This is a genomic window from Caulobacter henricii (genome assembly GCF_001414055.1).
Lineage (GTDB): Bacteria > Pseudomonadota > Alphaproteobacteria > Caulobacterales > Caulobacteraceae > Caulobacter > Caulobacter henricii.
Genome location: NZ_CP013002.1, coordinates 2,479,521 through 2,495,012, shown reverse-complemented (window position 1 = coordinate 2,495,012; position 15,492 = coordinate 2,479,521). Strand labels below are relative to the sequence as shown.

At 65.0% G+C, this 15,492-nt stretch carries 18 protein-coding genes; 10 read left to right on the top strand and 8 right to left on the bottom strand.

Annotation, left to right across the window (positions count from 1 at the left end):
• Positions 1 to 68: 68 nt before the first annotated feature.
• From AQ619_RS11690 to AQ619_RS11675, 4 genes are all read right to left on the bottom strand, one after another.
• Complete coding sequence (locus AQ619_RS11690) at positions 69 to 920, bottom strand: hypothetical protein (RefSeq protein WP_062147610.1); 852 nt, start codon at positions 918 to 920, stop codon at positions 69 to 71.
• A 178-nt stretch (positions 921 to 1,098) separates the two neighbouring features.
• Positions 1,099 to 1,782: a TetR/AcrR family transcriptional regulator gene (locus tag AQ619_RS11685; protein ID WP_062147607.1), complete on the bottom strand. Its 684-nt coding sequence runs from the start codon at positions 1,780 to 1,782 to the stop codon at positions 1,099 to 1,101.
• A 234-nt stretch (positions 1,783 to 2,016) separates the two neighbouring features.
• A complete protein-coding gene (locus AQ619_RS11680) occupies positions 2,017 to 3,195 on the bottom strand; it encodes a vWA domain-containing protein (RefSeq protein ID WP_062147605.1) in 1,179 nt (392 codons plus the stop codon).
• Positions 3,196 to 3,310: 115 nt separating this feature from the next.
• Complete coding sequence (locus AQ619_RS11675; RefSeq protein ID WP_062147603.1) at positions 3,311 to 3,823, bottom strand: GNAT family N-acetyltransferase; 513 nt, start codon at positions 3,821 to 3,823, stop codon at positions 3,311 to 3,313.
• Between the two features lie 63 nt (positions 3,824 to 3,886).
• Here AQ619_RS11675 and AQ619_RS11670 point away from each other — a divergent pair, with 63 nt between their 5' ends.
• The 6 genes from AQ619_RS11670 (at position 3,887) to dxs (ending at position 8,991) form a co-directional block, all read left to right on the top strand.
• A complete protein-coding gene (locus AQ619_RS11670) occupies positions 3,887 to 4,807 on the top strand; it encodes a histone deacetylase family protein (protein ID WP_062147600.1) in 921 nt (306 codons plus the stop codon).
• Between the two features lie 35 nt (positions 4,808 to 4,842).
• The gene (locus AQ619_RS11665; protein ID WP_062147597.1) at positions 4,843 to 5,466 is read left to right on the top strand and encodes a histidine phosphatase family protein; all 624 of its coding nucleotides are present in this window, start codon (positions 4,843 to 4,845) and stop codon (positions 5,464 to 5,466) included.
• A gap of 105 nt (positions 5,467 to 5,571) precedes the next feature.
• Positions 5,572 to 5,829 carry an exodeoxyribonuclease VII small subunit gene (locus AQ619_RS11660; protein ID WP_062147594.1) on the top strand — a complete coding sequence of 86 codons (258 nt, stop codon included), beginning with the start codon at positions 5,572 to 5,574 and terminating at the stop codon, positions 5,827 to 5,829.
• Positions 5,829 to 6,173 carry a tRNA-binding protein gene (locus AQ619_RS11655; RefSeq protein ID WP_062147590.1) on the top strand — a complete coding sequence of 115 codons (345 nt, stop codon included), beginning with the start codon at positions 5,829 to 5,831 and terminating at the stop codon, positions 6,171 to 6,173. Before AQ619_RS11660 ends, AQ619_RS11655 begins: the two co-directional genes overlap by 1 nt.
• On the top strand, positions 6,170 to 7,054 hold the full coding sequence (locus AQ619_RS11650; RefSeq protein ID WP_062147587.1) for a polyprenyl synthetase family protein: 885 nt from the start codon (positions 6,170 to 6,172) through the stop codon (positions 7,052 to 7,054). The genes AQ619_RS11655 and AQ619_RS11650 overlap by 4 nt, the downstream gene beginning before the upstream one ends.
• A gap of 17 nt (positions 7,055 to 7,071) precedes the next feature.
• Positions 7,072 to 8,991, top strand: a complete 1,920-nt coding sequence (gene dxs / locus AQ619_RS11645) for a 1-deoxy-D-xylulose-5-phosphate synthase (protein WP_062147583.1) — start codon at positions 7,072 to 7,074, stop codon at positions 8,989 to 8,991.
• A gap of 83 nt (positions 8,992 to 9,074) precedes the next feature.
• Here dxs and flgH read toward each other — a convergent pair whose 3' ends face one another.
• Genes flgH through flgF form a run of 4 tightly spaced genes read right to left on the bottom strand, consistent with a single transcriptional unit; the run spans position 9,075 to position 12,114 of the window.
• Positions 9,075 to 9,809 (bottom strand): flagellar basal body L-ring protein FlgH, encoded by a 735-nt coding sequence (gene flgH, locus AQ619_RS11640; protein WP_062147580.1) that lies wholly within the window; start codon positions 9,807 to 9,809, stop codon positions 9,075 to 9,077.
• Between the two features lie 11 nt (positions 9,810 to 9,820).
• Entirely contained in the window at positions 9,821 to 10,570 is a 750-nt protein-coding gene (gene flgA, locus AQ619_RS11635; protein ID WP_062147577.1) for a flagellar basal body P-ring formation chaperone FlgA, read from the bottom strand.
• 4 nt (positions 10,571 to 10,574) lie between these two features.
• The gene (flgG, locus tag AQ619_RS11630) at positions 10,575 to 11,363 is read right to left on the bottom strand and encodes a flagellar basal-body rod protein FlgG (RefSeq protein ID WP_062147574.1); all 789 of its coding nucleotides are present in this window, start codon (positions 11,361 to 11,363) and stop codon (positions 10,575 to 10,577) included.
• A gap of 13 nt (positions 11,364 to 11,376) precedes the next feature.
• Positions 11,377 to 12,114, bottom strand: coding sequence for a flagellar basal-body rod protein FlgF (gene flgF, locus AQ619_RS11625; protein ID WP_062147571.1), 738 nt, complete (start codon positions 12,112 to 12,114; stop codon positions 11,377 to 11,379).
• 225 nt (positions 12,115 to 12,339) lie between these two features.
• Here flgF and fliL point away from each other — a divergent pair, with 225 nt between their 5' ends.
• From fliL to AQ619_RS11605, 4 genes are read left to right on the top strand one after another with little or no spacing between them, the layout of a single operon-like run.
• A complete protein-coding gene (gene fliL / locus AQ619_RS11620; RefSeq protein WP_062147568.1) occupies positions 12,340 to 12,963 on the top strand; it encodes a flagellar basal body-associated protein FliL in 624 nt (207 codons plus the stop codon).
• Positions 12,964 to 12,993: 30 nt separating this feature from the next.
• Positions 12,994 to 14,133 (top strand): flagellar motor switch protein FliM, encoded by a 1,140-nt coding sequence (fliM, locus tag AQ619_RS11615; RefSeq protein WP_062147565.1) that lies wholly within the window; start codon positions 12,994 to 12,996, stop codon positions 14,131 to 14,133.
• Positions 14,130 to 14,684 (top strand): DUF6468 domain-containing protein, encoded by a 555-nt coding sequence (locus AQ619_RS11610; protein WP_062147562.1) that lies wholly within the window; start codon positions 14,130 to 14,132, stop codon positions 14,682 to 14,684. Before fliM ends, AQ619_RS11610 begins: the two co-directional genes overlap by 4 nt.
• A complete protein-coding gene (locus AQ619_RS11605; protein WP_062147558.1) occupies positions 14,684 to 15,487 on the top strand; it encodes a MotE family protein in 804 nt (267 codons plus the stop codon). Before AQ619_RS11610 ends, AQ619_RS11605 begins: the two co-directional genes overlap by 1 nt.
• Positions 15,488 to 15,492 lie beyond the last annotated feature (5 nt).

The window sequence follows — 15,492 nt, the reverse complement described above, 5'->3', positions numbered from 1 at the left end:
CTAAGGGATAAGCGGTGGCCGGGACGCAGAGCCTACGGCCGCCGACTTGCCGAAAACGGCCCGGCAGATCAGCGCTTGGGCTTGATCGAGAGCGTCAGGCCGTAAACCATATCACGGTCTGAATAGGCCTCGGCCTGCAGCTTGCGGCGCGTGGCGCTCAGCGACAGTTGCTTGCCGTTCTTCCGCCAGCCGATACCGACCTGGTGGGTGCCGAACCGCGTCAGACGTTCCTGCGACCAGCCGGAGCCCCGCCAGCCGTCAATGGAGCTGCGGATAACATTCCAGCTCAGGGCCTGGCCGGAACTGGCGGCAAACAACACCCAACGCCCCCTTCGGGGATCCTGGGCGACGCCGCTCATCTTGCCCATCAGGGCAGAGGCGTTCACCGACAACCGCTGCATGGTCGAGGGCTCATAGGCCGACCCGAACGGCTGGATATCGATGTCCTCGACCTTGACCATCGGGATACGCCCGGCCTTGGAGCGAGAGAGGGAAAGTGCCGGCGGGCGCGAATCGGCCACTGCCACGGTCGTGGTCCGCACCGGCTGGCGCGGCTCGGCGAGCGTCTGAATGGCAGGCTTGGGGCGAGCCTCGGCGGCGGATGCAATCTGGGTGACCTGGGCCGGCGCAGCGACGGCCGTTATCGCCGGGCCGCCGGCCAAAGGTGCAACCGCTCCGGCCAGATCGATGGGCGAGGGGGGAAGGGCTTCGGAAACGGCTGCTGCGGGCCGGCGCGGCGCGTCACCATAGCGCGCCGTGGCAATCGGGGCGTCCGGATCGATGGCGGCTTCACCGCCGGCCAGGGTCAGTGTCCCATCATAGGGCGCAGGTGCTTGAGTCGACAGGGCGGTGGCGGTCGTAGCGACCACTCCCAACCCGGCCGCGACCAGCGCGCCCTTGATGATGACAGACCCCCGCATCGATCCGAACGTCCCCTTTCGCTCGCGTCCCCCAGCAAGCACATTAACTTATGCTTATCTGTGTGACGCCTGTACAGGCCGATCGCCTGTTAAGAATGTTAAATTGTGTTTGCGCCGGTTTTCCGGGCGACGGTCTGGCCCCTCTCCCCGGGCAAGTCGCGGGTCGGCGGGCCAAATCCTAGGCTGCGAAGCCCGCCTCGGCGAAGGCGAGCATGCGTGCCAAAAGGGCGACGACATCGCCCTCACTGGTGGTGCCTTCTGACAGGACGTTCAGGCGATCAAACTCGGCGAAGCGATTATTGTGCAGCATGCCGAGCGTGAAGTGCAGGCGCCAGTAGACGTCTTCCGGCGACAGGTCCGGCCGAGCGATCAGCAGGGCGTCAGAAAAACGTCGCAGGTGAGAGACATCGGTTTTCAGGATCTGACGGATATCGTCGGTACCCTCGCTGCGCGCCCGGATCAGGAACTGCAGCGAGATCCGGCGCTCGTGATCGGGGGCCAGCCAACGCAGGGGCGGGGTCAGCAGGGCGGCCAGAACGTCGCGCACGGTTGGCTTGCCGGCGTGGCGGTCATTGGCCTCGTGCAGCATGCGGGCCCGTTCGCGGTTCAGTTCCGCCGTGCGCCGCCGGAAGATCTCCAGCAGCAGGGCGTCCTTCGATCCGAAGTGATAGTTCACTGAGGCCAGGTTCACGCCGGCCGCAGCCGTAATGTCGCGGACCGAAACGTTCTGGAAGCCATGCAGGGCGAAGAGCCGCTCGGCGGCAACAAACACCAGGTTCTTGGTGGCGGCTTCAGTCTCGGCGGCCTCGGCTACCCCTTCAGTCAGAAGAGGCGAGACGGCGGCGTCGGTGGTCGGACTCACTACGATTTCCCCTTTACCCGTGGGGAAGTCTTACGGGCGTTCGAAATTGGCGCAAGCGTCAAGATGGACCGCGACCTGACGAAATGCTGGCGCGTCTGACAGTTTGGCTCAACGCTGCGGGACGCCTTGGACAGCGCGGTCCGGCGACCGCCACCTGCCGGGCCGCCGGTCTGCATGTGGCTTGGTTCCCAAGCTGGGGAGGGGGAGAATAGGGGCTTGGTTTCGCGGACGTCTTCAGGCCCGGACCAATTCGCGCATGGCCTTGTCGAGGCCCTCGATGGTCAAAGGGTACATGCGGTCATTCATCAGGGTCTTCATCACCCCGATCGACTGGGTGTAGTCCCAGTGCCGTTCGGGGGTCGGGTTCAACCAGATGGCGCTCTGATAGATGTCGGCCACGCGCTGCATCCAGATGGCACCCGGCTCCTCGTTCCAGTGCTCGACGCTGCCGCCCGGATAGGTGATCTCATAGGGGCTCATCGTGGCGTCACCGACAAAGATGACCTTGTAGTCGCTGGGGAACTTGTGGAGCACATCCCAGGTCGGGATCTTTTCGACCTGCCGGCGGCGATTGTCCTTCCAGACGGCCTCATAGAGGCAGTTGTGGAAATAGTAGAACTCCAGGTTCTTGAATTCGGTCTTGGCGGCACTGAACAGCTCCTCGCAGAGCTTGATGTGGCCGTCCATCGAACCGCCGATGTCGAAAAACAGCAGCACCTTGATCTTGTTGCGCCGCTCGGGCCGTAGCTGGATGTCGAGATAGCCCTTTTCGGCCGTCCCACGGATAGTGCCGTTCAGGTCCAGTTCCTCAGCGGCGCCTTCGCGGGCAAACTTGCGCAGACGACGCAGGGCGACCTTGATGTTGCGGGTCCCCAGTTCGACGCTGTCATCGAGGTTCTTGTATTCGCGCTTGTCCCAGACCTTCACGGCCCGGCCATGACGACTCTTGTCCTGGCCGATGCGGACGCCCTCGGGATTGTAGCCGTTGTTGCCGAACGGGCTGGTGCCGCCCGAGCCGATCATCTTGTTGCCGCCCTCGTGGCGCTTTTTCTGTTCCTTCAGGCGTTCCTGCAGGGTCTCCATGAGCTTTTCGAAGCCGCCCATGGCCTCGATGGCCGCCTTCTCCTCATCGGTCAGGAACTTCTCGGTCAGGGCTTTCAGCCATTCCTCGGGAATATCCGCAGCGATGCCGTCGCTGACCGATTCCAGTCCCTTGAACACGTGGCTGAACACGCGGTCGAACTTGTCGAGGTTCTTTTCGTCCTTCACCAGGCTGGCGCGGGACAGGAAATAGAAATCCTCGACCGAGCGGTCGATCACGTCCTTGTCGAGGGCCTCCATGAGCATCAGGTACTCGCGGAGGCTCACCGGCACCTTGGCCTGGCGCAGTTCGGAGAAGAAGCGAAGGAACATCGGCGCACACTTTCGAACAGTTGTTCGGAGTGTGGAGCGTTCTTAAACGGGACGCAACCGTCCCTGCATCCGTTCAGAAGGACGATCAGCAGTCTGGCCAAAAGGCCGCAGGGCCTCAGCCTCGCCGCAGAATGAACTCCAGGTCGCGGGTCTCTCCGACCGGGAAGAAGTACTCGCCGACCTTGTCAAATCCCAGTCGCCCATAGAGTCGTTGGGCCCCGAAGTTCTCGGACCACACGCCGATCCACAGAGGGCGGGGCCCGTCCTTCTCCAGCCAGTCGAGGGCGGCGTTCAGCAGCATCGATCCCTTGCCGCCGCCCTGATGGTCCTTGAGCACATAGATCCGCTTCAGTTCCCCATCGTCCGGCCGGACGTCACCATGGGGCAGATCGCAGGGACCGGCGGTCGCATAGCCAATCGCCTCGCCGTCATCTTCCAGCAGCCAGGTGGCCTTGTCGGGGTGAGCCAGGTCGTTGCGCGTCCGCTCCAGGCCATAGGCATAGGCCAGGAAGGTCTCCAGATCCTCGGGCGGATAGAGATAGTCGAAGGTTTCGGCGAAGGTGCGGGCACCCAGGCTGGAAACTGTGTCGGCGTCGTCGATCGTGGCGCGTCGGAGGGAAAGGCTCATATCGCTCCTGATAACCGCGATCGCCCTGTTTCGTCCAATACCAGCCTGCGATAGCTATAGGGCATGAGCGTCTCCCTGTTCACCCATCCTGACATGCTCGACCATCGGCCGGGTGACGGCCACGCCGAGCGTCCGGAGCGCCTGCAGGCCGTGATCGACGCCCTGGGCGACGACGCCACCCTCGACCTGGAAGCTCACGATGCCCCGCTGGTCGACCTTGCGGACCTGGCCCTGGTGCATCCTCAGGCCTTTGTCGACAAGGTGCTGGCCGTGGCCCCCCAGGCTGGTCGGCATGCCCTGGATCCGGACACCATCCTGACCCCCGGAAGCCTGGTCGCGGCACGACGCGCCGCCGGGGCGGCAGTTTCGGCCGTTCGCCAGGTCGCCTCAGGCCAGGGGAGGCGGGCCTTCTGCGCCGTGCGGCCGCCGGGCCATCATGCCGAGCCGGGCGTGGCCATGGGCTTTTGCGTTTTCTCCAACGTCGCCGTTGCCGCGCGAGTAGCCCAGGCCTCAGGTCTGGGCCGGGTGGCCATCATCGACTTCGATGTTCACCACGGCAACGGCACCCAGGCGGCGTTTGAGCACGACCCGACCGTCTTTTTCGCGTCGATCCACCAGTCGCCCCTCTATCCGGGCACCGGCGATCCGTCCGAAACGGGCCTGGGCAATATCGCCAATGCCATCGTCGCGCCCAATGCCGCCCGCGAGATTTGGCGAGGGCGATTCGAGGGGTTGATGGATCTGGTGGACGGCTTTTCGCCGGACCTGATCCTGGTTTCGGCCGGATTCGACGCCCATGTCCGCGATCCGCTTTCGGCCCAGAACCTGGAAGCCGAGGATTTCGCCTGGGCGACCCGGGCCATTGTCTCGGTCGCCAATGCCCGCTCGCGGGGCCGTATTGTTTCCTCGCTCGAGGGCGGCTACGACCTCCAGGCGCTGGGGCGCTCGGCCGCCGCGCATGTCAGCGCTCTGCAGGAGGAGTAAAGGGATCGACGGTCTGCCGTCGCTCTCTCTGGAACATGGCCGACGCAAGCAACGCCGACCAAAGCCTCGCCGGGGTCAGGCCCGCACGTTCGGGCCTCATCACCCTGGCCCGCCACGGCGAACCGGCCCTGTCGCGCAGCGTTAGGCTGAATGCCAAGGCCTATGGGGAGTGGTGGGCGCTTTATGAGGTGGGCGGGCTGAAGACAGGCCAGACGCCGCCATCGTCCCTCATCGAGATCGGTCGGACGGCCGGCACCCTCATCGCCTCCACCCGCCGACGCTCGATTGAAACCGCACAGGCCGTCTGTGGAAGCCGGGCCTTTGCGACGGACCCGCTTTTTGTCGAGGCCCCCCTGCCGCCACCGCCCTGGCCGGGCTGGATCAGCATGTCGCCCAGTCATCTGGGCTTTTTTGCCCGGTTCTGGTGGTGGTTCTTCAACCACCATAGCGGCCAGGAATCCCGTGCCCAGGCGGAGGCCCGGGCCGACCAGGCGGCTGATCTGCTGATTGAACTGGCCGGGAGCGGCCAGGACGTGCTGGTTCTGGCCCACGGCTTCTTCAACTGGATGATCGCCCGCTCGCTGCGGAAAAAGGGCGCGCGACTGTTGCTGGATGAAGGCCATGGCTACTGGAGCCAGAAGCGGTTCACCCTCGCCTGAGTCTGTCAGGTCGCATTGCCGCTTCCCATAAGCCTGAGCTCATTCTAGGTCGTTGCCCGCATCTTCCCGCCCCACTAGGGTGCGGTGGTTCTCCCCGGAGTTGAAATGAACGACGCCACCAAAGCCACGGACGGAGATCTCGGCGGACTGAGCTTCGAGCAGGCCCTGGCCGAGCTGGAAGGCATCGTTTCCAAGCTGGAATCTGGCCAGGCTCCGCTGGAACAGTCGATCGACCTCTACGAGCGTGGCGCGGCCCTGAAGGCGCACTGCGAAAAGAAGCTTGAGGCCGCGCGCCTGAAGGTCGAAAAAATCGTTCTGGGTCAGGGCGGTGCCGTGAGCGCAGAGCCGGCGGACTTTGCCTGATGGCGTCCACCCCGATCACCTATGACGACTTCGAAAAGGTCGACATCCGCATCGGGACGGTAACCAAGGCCGAGCCGTTTCCGGAGGCGCGCAAGCCGGCCTACCGGCTGACGATCGATTTTGGCCCGCTGATCGGTGTCAAGCGCTCGTCAGCCCAGGTGACCAAGCATTATGCCCTCGGCGAACTGGTCGGACGCCGTGTGGCGGCGGTGGTCAATTTTCCGCCACGCCAGATCGGTCCGTTGATGTCCGAAGTGCTTTGTCTGGGCTTTCCGGACGCGGCGGGCGATGTGGTGCTTCTGAGCGTGGACCGCGCGGCGCCGGATGGAGGGAAGCTGTTTTGATCGATCTGGAACGACGCATCATTCAGTCGGCCGACATCGTTACGGTGGCGCTGGACGAGCTGCTGCCGCGCGCCGATGGGCCCGAGAGCCGGCTGACCGAGGCCATGCGCTATGCGGCCCTGGGGCCCGGCAAGCGCCTGCGGCCCTTCTTTGCCCTCGAAACCGGCAAGATGTTTGACCTGCCCGAGCGGCCGGTCCTGCGGGCGGCCTGCGCCCTGGAATGCATCCATGCCTACAGCCTGGTGCATGACGACCTGCCGGCCATGGATGACGACGACGTCCGACGGGGGCGTCCGACCGTCCACAAGCAGTACGACGAGGCCACGGCGATTCTTGTCGGCGACGCCCTGCAGACCTCGGCTTTCGAGATCATGGCCCATCCTGATACCCATGACGACGGCCATATTCGCGCCGAGCTGGTGCGAAAGCTGGCGATCGCCTCCGGCGCCAAGGGCATGGTGGGCGGGCAGATGATCGATATTCTCGGCGTTCGGGATGACCTGGGGGCCGTCGCCCGCATGCAGCGCCTGAAAACCGGCGCATTAATCGCCTTCGCCTTTGAAATTCCGCTGATCATTGCCCGGGCCAAGGATTCCGAGCGCGCCGCCCTGATGGGCTTCGCCCAGGACCTGGGTCTGGCCTATCAGATCGTCGACGACATTCTCGACGCCGAAGGCGACGAAGCCGTTCTGGGCAAGGCGGCCGGCGGCAAGGATGCCGCCATGGGAAAGACCAACTATGTCACCCTTCTGGGCCTGGATGCTGCCAAGGAAAGAGTGAACCTCCTGGCGGCCCAGACCCGGTCGCACCTCGATATTTTCGGCGAGCGCGCCAATCATCTGCGTCACAGCGTTGATTTCGTGCTGGACCGGCGCAACTGAGCGCGCTTTCTTCGGACATGACCACCGTGACTCCTCTCCTCGACAAGATCGCCTCGCCCGCCGATACGCGCGGATTTTCCGTGGCCGAACTCAAACAGCTGGCCAACGAAGTCCGCGCCGAGACCATCGATGCGGTCTCGGTGACCGGAGGGCACCTGGGTGCCGGCCTGGGCGTGGTCGAACTGACCGTTGCCCTCCATCACGTGTTCGAAACGCCAAAGGACATCGTGATCTGGGATGTCGGCCACCAGGCCTATCCCCACAAGATCCTTACCGGTCGTCGCGACCGCATCCGCACCCTGCGCCAGGGCGGTGGGCTGTCGGGCTTCACCAAGCGGGCCGAGAGCGAATACGACCCGTTCGGTGCAGCCCACGCGGCTACCTCGATTTCGGCAGCCCTAGGCTTCTGCGCCGCGCGCGACGCCAAGGGCGAGACCAAAAAGGTCGTGGCCGTGATCGGCGACGGCTCGATGAGCGCCGGCATGGCCTATGAGGCGATGAACGCGGCGGTCGACACCACCAAGCAGTTGACGGTCATCCTCAACGACAACGACATGTCGATCGCCCCGCCGGTCGGCGGGATGAGCGCCTATCTGGCCAATCTCGTGTCGGGCGGCGCCTATCGCAAGGTGCGTAAGCTGGGCAAGACGGTGGTCGAGAAGCTGCCGACGCCGATGCGCGAAGCGGCCCGCAAGGCCGAGGAATATGCCCGCGGCATGGTCACGGGCGGCACGTTCTTCGAGGAACTGGGCTTCCACTATGTCGGCCCGATCGATGGCCACGACATGGATGCCCTGGTCAGTGTACTGAAGAACGCCCGCGAGTTCGAAGACAAGCCGGTGTTGGTCCACGTCGTCACCCAGAAGGGCAAGGGCTATGCGCCGGCCGAGGGCGCGGCCGACAAGCTCCACGCCGTGGTCAAGTTCGACGTCGTCACCGGTCAACAGCAGAAGGCCGCCGCCGGACCGCCCAGCTACACCAAGGTCTTTGCCCAGGAACTGGTGCGCCAGGCCGAGCGCGACCCCAAGATTGTCGCCATCACCGCCGCCATGCCCTCAGGCACCGGCCTCGACCTGTTCGAAAAGGCCTTCCCGCAACGCACCTTCGACGTGGGTATCGCCGAGCAGCATGCGGTGACCTTTGCCGCCGGCCTCGCCGCCGACGGCATGAAGCCCTTCGCGGCGATCTATTCCACCTTCCTGCAGCGCGGCTACGACCAGGTCGTGCACGACGTGGCCATTCAGCGGCTGCCGGTGCGTTTCGCCATGGACCGGGCCGGCCTGGTCGGCGCCGACGGCCCGACCCATGCCGGGACCTTCGATATCGGCTTCATGGGGGCCTTGCCCGGCATGATTCTGATGGCCGCCGCCGACGAGGTGGAACTGGCCCGGATGGTCGCCACCGCTGTCGAGATCGATGACCGCCCCAGCGCCTTCCGCTATCCGCGCGGCGAGGGCCTGGGCCTTGAGATGCCGGTCGGATGCGCTGAGCCTCTGGAGATCGGCAAGGGCCGGATTGTTCGTGAAGGCACCAGTGTCGCGATCGTTTCCTTCGGCACCCGTCTGGGCGAAAGCCTCAAGGCTGCCGACCTGCTGGCCGCCCGCGGGCTGTCGGCCACCGTCTGTGATGCCCGGTTCGCCAAGCCTCTGGACCTCGACCTGCTGCTGCGGCTGGCTCGCGAACATGAGGCGATCATCACCGTGGAAGAGGGGGCCATGGGTGGCTTCGGGGCCTTTGTGCTGCAGGCCCTGGCCCAGCACGGCGCGCTGGATCGTGGCCTGAAGATCCGCACCCTGGTGCTGCCTGATGTCTTCCAGGACCAGGACAAGCCGGACCTGATGTACGCCCAGGCCGGCCTTGACGCCGAAGGCATCCTGCACGGAGCCCTGTCCGCCCTCGGGATCGACAATATCTCGGCGGCGGGTCGCCGGGCCTGATCAGGCTGAAAAAGTTCAGGCGCGGCAGCCTTTCGGCACCGCGCCTGACCTCAAGGATGTGTCGGGCTTGATCTGGCTGCGGCCTAGAAGGGCGACAAGCGTTCGACCAGGGCCTGGCCGCCCGGCGTCTTCTGCACCCGGCTAATGTCGCCACGGCCGCCGTAGCTGATACGGGCTTCGGCAATCTGGGTGTGCTTGACGGTGTTGGTCGAGGAGATGTCCTCGGGGCGCACGATGCCGGCCACCGTCAGTTGACGCAGTTCGGCATTGGTGCGGACTTCCTGCGTGCCCTGAATGACCATGTTGCCATTGGGCATGACCTGGCTGACCACGGCAGCGATCGTCAGGCTGATCTTCTCGGAGCGACTGACGCTGCCGCCGCCGGCATTGGTGAAGGTCGAATTGGTGCCGATGGCATTGGCCGGGTCAAAGCCGCCCGGCAGGATCTTGCCCAGGCTGGATTCCAGACCCAGGAAGTTGCTGACCCCGGCCTTGGTGGTGGAGGCGCGATTGCTGGCCGAGTTGTTCTTGGTGCTGGCGCTGTCGTCGATATCGATCTGGACGGTCAGGATATCGCCGATCTTGCTGGCGCGCTGATCGTTGAAGAAGGCGCGGGCACCTACCCGCCACAGCGAATTGGACGAGGCGGCCTGGGGAGCAGGATCCCGTGACGAGACATACTGCTGGGTCATGGGGGCCAGCTGGGCGGGATAGCCGACCGGAGCCAGCTCAGGTCCCTTCACCGCTTCGGTGACGGTCGAACAGGCGGCGAGCGGGGCCAGGGCGAGGGCGGCGACGGCAAACAGGGCAGGGCGCATGGACTGGACCTCTAGCGAGCGGCGTAACGGACGGATGGGCGGTTCTGCATGGCCTGGGCCTGGGGACCGACCAGCGCGGAGCCAGGACCGGTCGCGACCGCCTGGATGATCTTCTTGGATTGGGTGTTCTGAACCGAAACGACCTCGCCGGCGGCGGCGGCCGTCATGGCCTTGGCTTGCAGGGCAAGGGAAATGCCGCCGTTCTCGTAGGTCACGGTGATGATGTCGCCCGTCTTGATAACCTGGGCGGCGGCGACGTCGCGCAGCGAGGCTGCCGCGCCTTCCCGCAGGGCCCGCTTGGCGGTCATGCCGATCAGGGCGTCGGCATCCTGAGGCGCTTCTGCCGGCGAAGCCGCAGCCTTGATCCAGATCAGGTCCTGCGGCTGGACAATTTCGCCGGCAGCCAGGCTGCGGGCATAGGCAAGAACTTCCACATTGGCCCGGGCTCTCACCACGCCGGGGGCGGTCGCGGGGCTCTCGACGCCCTGACGGACGATGATCCGCCGCAGGCCCTGGGCATTTGACCAGTCCAGGCCAGCCCGGCGTGCGACCGCCTGGACCTGGCCCGCGTCCAGCACCGCCGTGGCACCGACCCGGTTGGCGACCAGGGTTTCCGAGACCGCTCCGGTACCTTCGAACAGGTCGCCGAGGGTGACGCGACCGTCGGCATCGGTGGTGTCCATCCGCAACGATACGGTCTGGGCGGCGAGGGCGGGGCCGGCGAGCAAGAGGCAGCAGGTGGTGATCAGCAGGCGCTTCATGGGTCTATGACCTCAGCTGCGAGGTGGCCTGCAGCATCTGGTCGGCCGTGGTGATCACCTTGGAGTTCATCTCGTAGGCGCGCTGGGCGACAATCAGGGCGGTGATTTCGCTGACGGCGTCGACGTTCGACGCTTCGGTATAGTTTTGCAGCAGGGTTCCGAAGCCAGGCTGGCCGGGGGCGGCGATATTGGCCGCGCCCGAGCCGCCGGTTTCCATGAACAGGTTGTCGCCGATGGCTTCCAGACCCCCTTCGTTCATGAAGTTGGCCAGCTCGATCTGGCCGATGGTCTGGGGCGCGGTCTGGCCCTGCAGGGTCACCTGAACTAGGCCGGTCTTGCCGATGCTGATGGCAACGGCGTTCTGCGGCACGGTCAGGCCGGGCTGCACCGCATAGCCGTCGTCCGTGACGATCTGGCCCTGGTCGTTGGTCGAGAAGTTTCCGGCGCGCGTATAGGCCGTTTCGCCCGAAGGCAGCAGGATCTGCAGGTAGCCCTTGCCCTGAATGGCCACGTCCAGCTCGTTGCTGGTCATGGTAGGCGTGCCCTGTTCGGTGATCCTGTAGACGGAACCGGCCTTCACGCCGCCGCCGATCTGAACGCCGGTCGGCACGACATTGCCGTCGCTTGAGGACTGGGCACCGGCCCGCTCGATGGTCTGATAGAGCAGATCCTGGAACTCTGCCCGCTGACGCTTGAAGCCAACAGTGTTCATGTTGGCGATGTTGTTCGAGATGACCTCGACATTCAGCTGCTGGGCTGACATGCCGGTCGCGGCGGTGCGCAGGGCTTGCATGATCTAGGTTCCCTTAATTGGCCTTGCCGAGCCGCTCGACGGCGGATCGGGTCAGTTCGGCGGTGTTGTCCATCATCTTGGCCATGCTCTCGTAGGCGCGTTGCACCTCGATCAGCTTGGTGATCTGGACGACAGACTGGACGTTGGATGCTTCCAGCATGCCCTGGTGCACGACGGCGCTGGCGGCGGGCTGAAGGGTGGCGTTGGCGGTGTTGCGATAGAGGTTGTCGCCATCCTTGCTGAGGGTGGACAGATCGTCGGCGACGACCACCGCGATCTTTCCGACGCTCGTCCGGCCCTGGCTGATGTTGCCGTCCTTGCCGATGGTGACGCTGCCCTGCTTGGGATCGACGATGATTTCGCCGCCTCCCTCGTCCAGGACGGGATGGCCGGTCTGGGTAACCAGCTTGCCCTCGGCATTGGTCGTGAAGCGGCCGTCACGGGTATAGCGCTCGCCCGCTGCGGTCTGGACCTTGAAGAAGCCCTGACCCTCGATGGCCACATCGAAGTCGCCGCCGGTCTTGGTCATCGCGCCTTGGGTGAAATCGCGCGCCACACCGTCATCGAGGACGAACTTGATGGGATTGGTGCTGCCCAGGGTGCGGGCCGGCTTTGCCGGCTCGGTACGGACCATCAGATCTTCGGTCTTGAACCCCGTCGTATTGGCATTGGCGATGTTGTTGGCGACGATGTCCAGCTCGCGGCGGAGTGTCATCTGGCGCGATAGGCCGATGTACAGCGCGTTTTCCATGGCGAGTTAACTCGAGCGGCTGACGCGACAAATGCGCCGCAACCCTTGATGCAACCCTTGTGCCAACCTGAAAAAGATAGTGAAAACAAACAGTAGTAGGGTTAACGGCGGGGTGCCTGCCGGAGTCTGCCGGGTGGATTCTGCCTGCGACGAATTGGCCGCCAAAACACATCGTTAACCATGCTCGCGCATGAGTAGGCGGGTAGATTCCAAGGAACCGCGCGCGTGGCCAAAAAACCCCCCAAGGAAGCACCCGCCCCTGAAGGCGAAGAGGGTGCTGACGGTGAAGCGCCGGCCAAGAAGAAGCCGCCGATCGTGCTGATCGCGGCGGCTGCTGGCGTGCTCGTGCTGGGCGGCGGCGGGGCTGCGGCCTTCTTCCTGATGAAGCCCAAGCCCGAAGCTCACGGTGAAAAGGGCGCTGAAGAGCACGGCAAGGAAAAGAAGGAAAAGAAGAAGGACGACAAGAAGAAGGAGGGCGAAAAGGGTGCAGCGGCCGGCGCGGAAGGCGCTGCGGGTACGCCTGTGATCAAGGAAGGGCCCGACGGGATCGTCTTCTACACCCTGCCCGATATCGTCGTGAACATGCAGACGGCGGACGGCAAGTCGACCTTCCTGAAGCTGAAACTGACCTTCGAGCTGCCTGACGAGGAAACGGCTGAGGTCCTGACGCCGAATCTGCCAAGGCTGCAGGACATGTTCCAGACCTTCCTGCGCGAACTGCGTCCGGAAGATCTGAACGGCAGCCAGGGCACCTACCAACTTCGCGTCGAGCTGCTGCGCCGGGTCAATCTGGTCGCTGCGCCCTCGAAGGTGAATGCAGTCCTGATCGAGGAGATGCTGATCAACTAGCGCCTGCGGGCGCTGGTTGGGCGAACCAACATGGCGGACGAACTCGACGATCAGGCCGCGATGGCCCAATGGGCCTCGCAGAACCCGCCCGGTGGGGGCGAGGGGAGCGGTGCTGCGGGCGAGTTCGGCGATTTCAGCGGCGGCATGGGCGGCGGCTGGGACGACGGCGGCGGCGACATGGCGGGGTCCGAGCGGATCCTGAACCAGGACGAAATCGACAGCCTGCTGGGCTTCGACCTGTCAGGCGACGGCAATGATGACCGCACCGGCATCCGGGCGATCATCAATTCCGCCCTGGTCAGCTACGAGCGTCTGCCGATGCTCGAAATCGTCTTCGACCGCCTGGTGCGGTTGATGACCACGAGCCTGCGCAACTTCACCAGCGACAATGTCGAGGTCAGCCTCGACAACATCAGTTCGATCCGGTTCGGCGACTATCTGAACTCGATTCCCCTGCCGGCCATTCTGGCGGTGTTCCGGGCCGAAGAGCTGGACAATTACGGTCTGCTGACCGTCGATTCCAACCTGATCTATTCGATCGTCGACGTGCTGCTCGGCGGGCGACGTGGCACGGCGGCGATGCGCATTGAAGGCCGGCCCTACACCACGATCGAGCGCGTGCTGGTCCAGCGCATGATCGAGGTGGTGCTGCACGACCTCAAGGCCGCCTTCGAGCCGCTGCATCCGGTCTCGTTCACGCTGGACCGGCTTGAGACCAATCCGCGCTTCGCGGCCATCGCCCGTCCGGCCAATGCCGCGATCCTGGTCAAGCTGCGTATCGACATGGAAGACCGCGGCGGCCGTATCGAGCTGCTCCTGCCCTATGCGACCCTGGAGCCCATCCGCAAGATGCTGCTGCAGCAGTTCATGGGCGAGAAGTTCGGTCGCGACAACATCTGGGAAGGCCACTTAGCCACCGAGCTCTGGACGACCCAGATGGAGGTGCGCGCCGTACTGGACGAGCAGCAGCTGCCGCTGTCGCGGGTGCTGAACCTTCAGGTCGGCGACACCATGATGCTGAACGCCACGCCTGACAGCCTGGTGGAACTCCGCGCAGGGTCAATTCCGCTCACCCGTGGCCGCATGGGGCGGCGCAACCATTCCATTGCCATTCGCGCGGAAGCGCCGCTGACGCCGGCGGCCAAGAAGGCGGTTCAGAAACTGAAATGAGCCTCGTCGCCGTTGCCATGAATTCTCTGCTTGCGATCCTTCTGATCGTGGCGCTCGGCTTTGGCTGGCGACTGGAGCGTCGTCTCAAGGCCCTGCGTGACAGTCATGCAGGCTTCGCCAAGGCCGTCGCTGATCTGGATTTGGCGGCCGCCCGCGCCGAGCAGGGCCTGGCCGACTTGCGGGCTGCCACCGATGAAGCCTCGGACGCTCTGGCTGATCGCATCGAACGCGCCACGGCCCTGGCCGCCAAGCTCGACGAGCGCCTCAACCGGCCGCTCGTAACGCCGGCGCCTCCGGCCGCTGCGCCGGCACCTGCCCGGACCGATCGACCCGAATCCACGGCGGACCGCCGCCTCAAGGCCGAAGACTTCGAGCGCCTGCTGGATCGCGAAGCCAAGGTCGGCCGACCCAGTGAGGCTTCCACCCGCCCGACGGCTGTGCGGCCAAATTTTCCCAAGGAAACCCCGCGTTCACGAGCGCGGGTAGATGATGACCTCTTCGAGGGCCCGGTCGATCCGCCGCGTCCCGGACCCAGTTTCAGAGCCCGGTGATGAAGAACATTCCTCGCATCCTTCCGCTGGTCGGCGTCGCCGTCGGTGGTGTTTTGGCCGTTAATGCCCTGGCCGGGGCCCAGTCGCTCCCGGACATGCTGGGGGGTGCCAAGGCCTTCGCCGAGGGCGTTGTGAAGCCTGACGCCAAGGGCGGGCAAGGCGAAGAGGCCAGGTCAGCGGAATCCGCCGGTCAGAACGTCGCTGCAACGGCGGCCGCCGCTGTTCCGCCGCGGGTCTGCGCGCCTTCAACGACCGACCTTGCGCGCGAGGCGGGCCTGTCACCCGCCGAGCTGCGTATCCTGCAAAGCCTCGGCGCGCGTCGCGGCCAGTTGGACCAGCGCGAGCAGGACATCGATGTGCAACTGCAGCTTCTGGCCGCCGCCGAAGCCAAGCTGGATGCCAAGGTCAAGGCGCTCAATGGCCTCAAGGGCGACATCCAGGGCCTGCTGGGACAGGCCGACGCCCAGAAGTCGGCTGAGGTCGACCGGATGGTCACGGTCTTCTCCAGCATGAAGCCCAAGGACGCAGCGGCGCGCATGACCATTCTGGAGGATGCGGTGCGTCTGCCGATCGCCGCCAAGATGAAAGAGCGTACGCTCAGCCTGATCCTTGCCAACATGCTGCCGTCCGACGCCAAGGTCCTGACCGAACGCCTCGCCAATCGCTTCGCCAACGACGCGATTACCAAGGGCAAGGCGGCTGTCGCCGAAAACGGCGCGCCTGCTGGGGGTGCCAACGCTCCGGGCAAGCAGGCGGCGGCTGCGCCCCTGGCCGGTGCGCCCGCGCCCGGGAAGGCCGGTTAGGCGCT

Excerpts from the sequence above, each read along its gene's own strand:
- flgH (WP_062147580.1), bottom strand. The coding sequence starts at position 9,809 with ATGCGCCCTGCCCTGTTTGCCGTCGCCGCCCTCGCCCTGGCCCCGCTC.
- AQ619_RS11665 (WP_062147597.1), top strand. The coding sequence starts at position 4,843 with ATGGCCGACGCAAGCAACGCCGACCAAAGCCTCGCCGGGGTCAGGCCC.
- flgA (WP_062147577.1), bottom strand. The coding sequence starts at position 10,570 with ATGAAGCGCCTGCTGATCACCACCTGCTGCCTCTTGCTCGCCGGCCCC.
- AQ619_RS11690 (WP_062147610.1), bottom strand. The coding sequence starts at position 920 with ATGCGGGGGTCTGTCATCATCAAGGGCGCGCTGGTCGCGGCCGGGTTG.
- fliM (WP_062147565.1), top strand. The coding sequence starts at position 12,994 with ATGGCGGACGAACTCGACGATCAGGCCGCGATGGCCCAATGGGCCTCG.
- dxs (WP_062147583.1), top strand. The coding sequence starts at position 7,072 with ATGACCACCGTGACTCCTCTCCTCGACAAGATCGCCTCGCCCGCCGAT.
- AQ619_RS11605 (WP_062147558.1), top strand. The coding sequence starts at position 14,684 with ATGAAGAACATTCCTCGCATCCTTCCGCTGGTCGGCGTCGCCGTCGGT.
- AQ619_RS11675 (WP_062147603.1), bottom strand. The coding sequence starts at position 3,823 with ATGAGCCTTTCCCTCCGACGCGCCACGATCGACGACGCCGACACAGTT.
- AQ619_RS11655 (WP_062147590.1), top strand. The coding sequence starts at position 5,829 with ATGGCGTCCACCCCGATCACCTATGACGACTTCGAAAAGGTCGACATC.
- flgG (WP_062147574.1), bottom strand. The coding sequence starts at position 11,363 with ATGCAAGCCCTGCGCACCGCCGCGACCGGCATGTCAGCCCAGCAGCTG.
- AQ619_RS11660 (WP_062147594.1), top strand. The coding sequence starts at position 5,572 with ATGAACGACGCCACCAAAGCCACGGACGGAGATCTCGGCGGACTGAGC.
- flgF (WP_062147571.1), bottom strand. The coding sequence starts at position 12,114 with ATGGAAAACGCGCTGTACATCGGCCTATCGCGCCAGATGACACTCCGC.
- AQ619_RS11670 (WP_062147600.1), top strand. The coding sequence starts at position 3,887 with ATGAGCGTCTCCCTGTTCACCCATCCTGACATGCTCGACCATCGGCCG.
- AQ619_RS11680 (WP_062147605.1), bottom strand. The coding sequence starts at position 3,195 with ATGTTCCTTCGCTTCTTCTCCGAACTGCGCCAGGCCAAGGTGCCGGTG.
- AQ619_RS11610 (WP_062147562.1), top strand. The coding sequence starts at position 14,130 with ATGAGCCTCGTCGCCGTTGCCATGAATTCTCTGCTTGCGATCCTTCTG.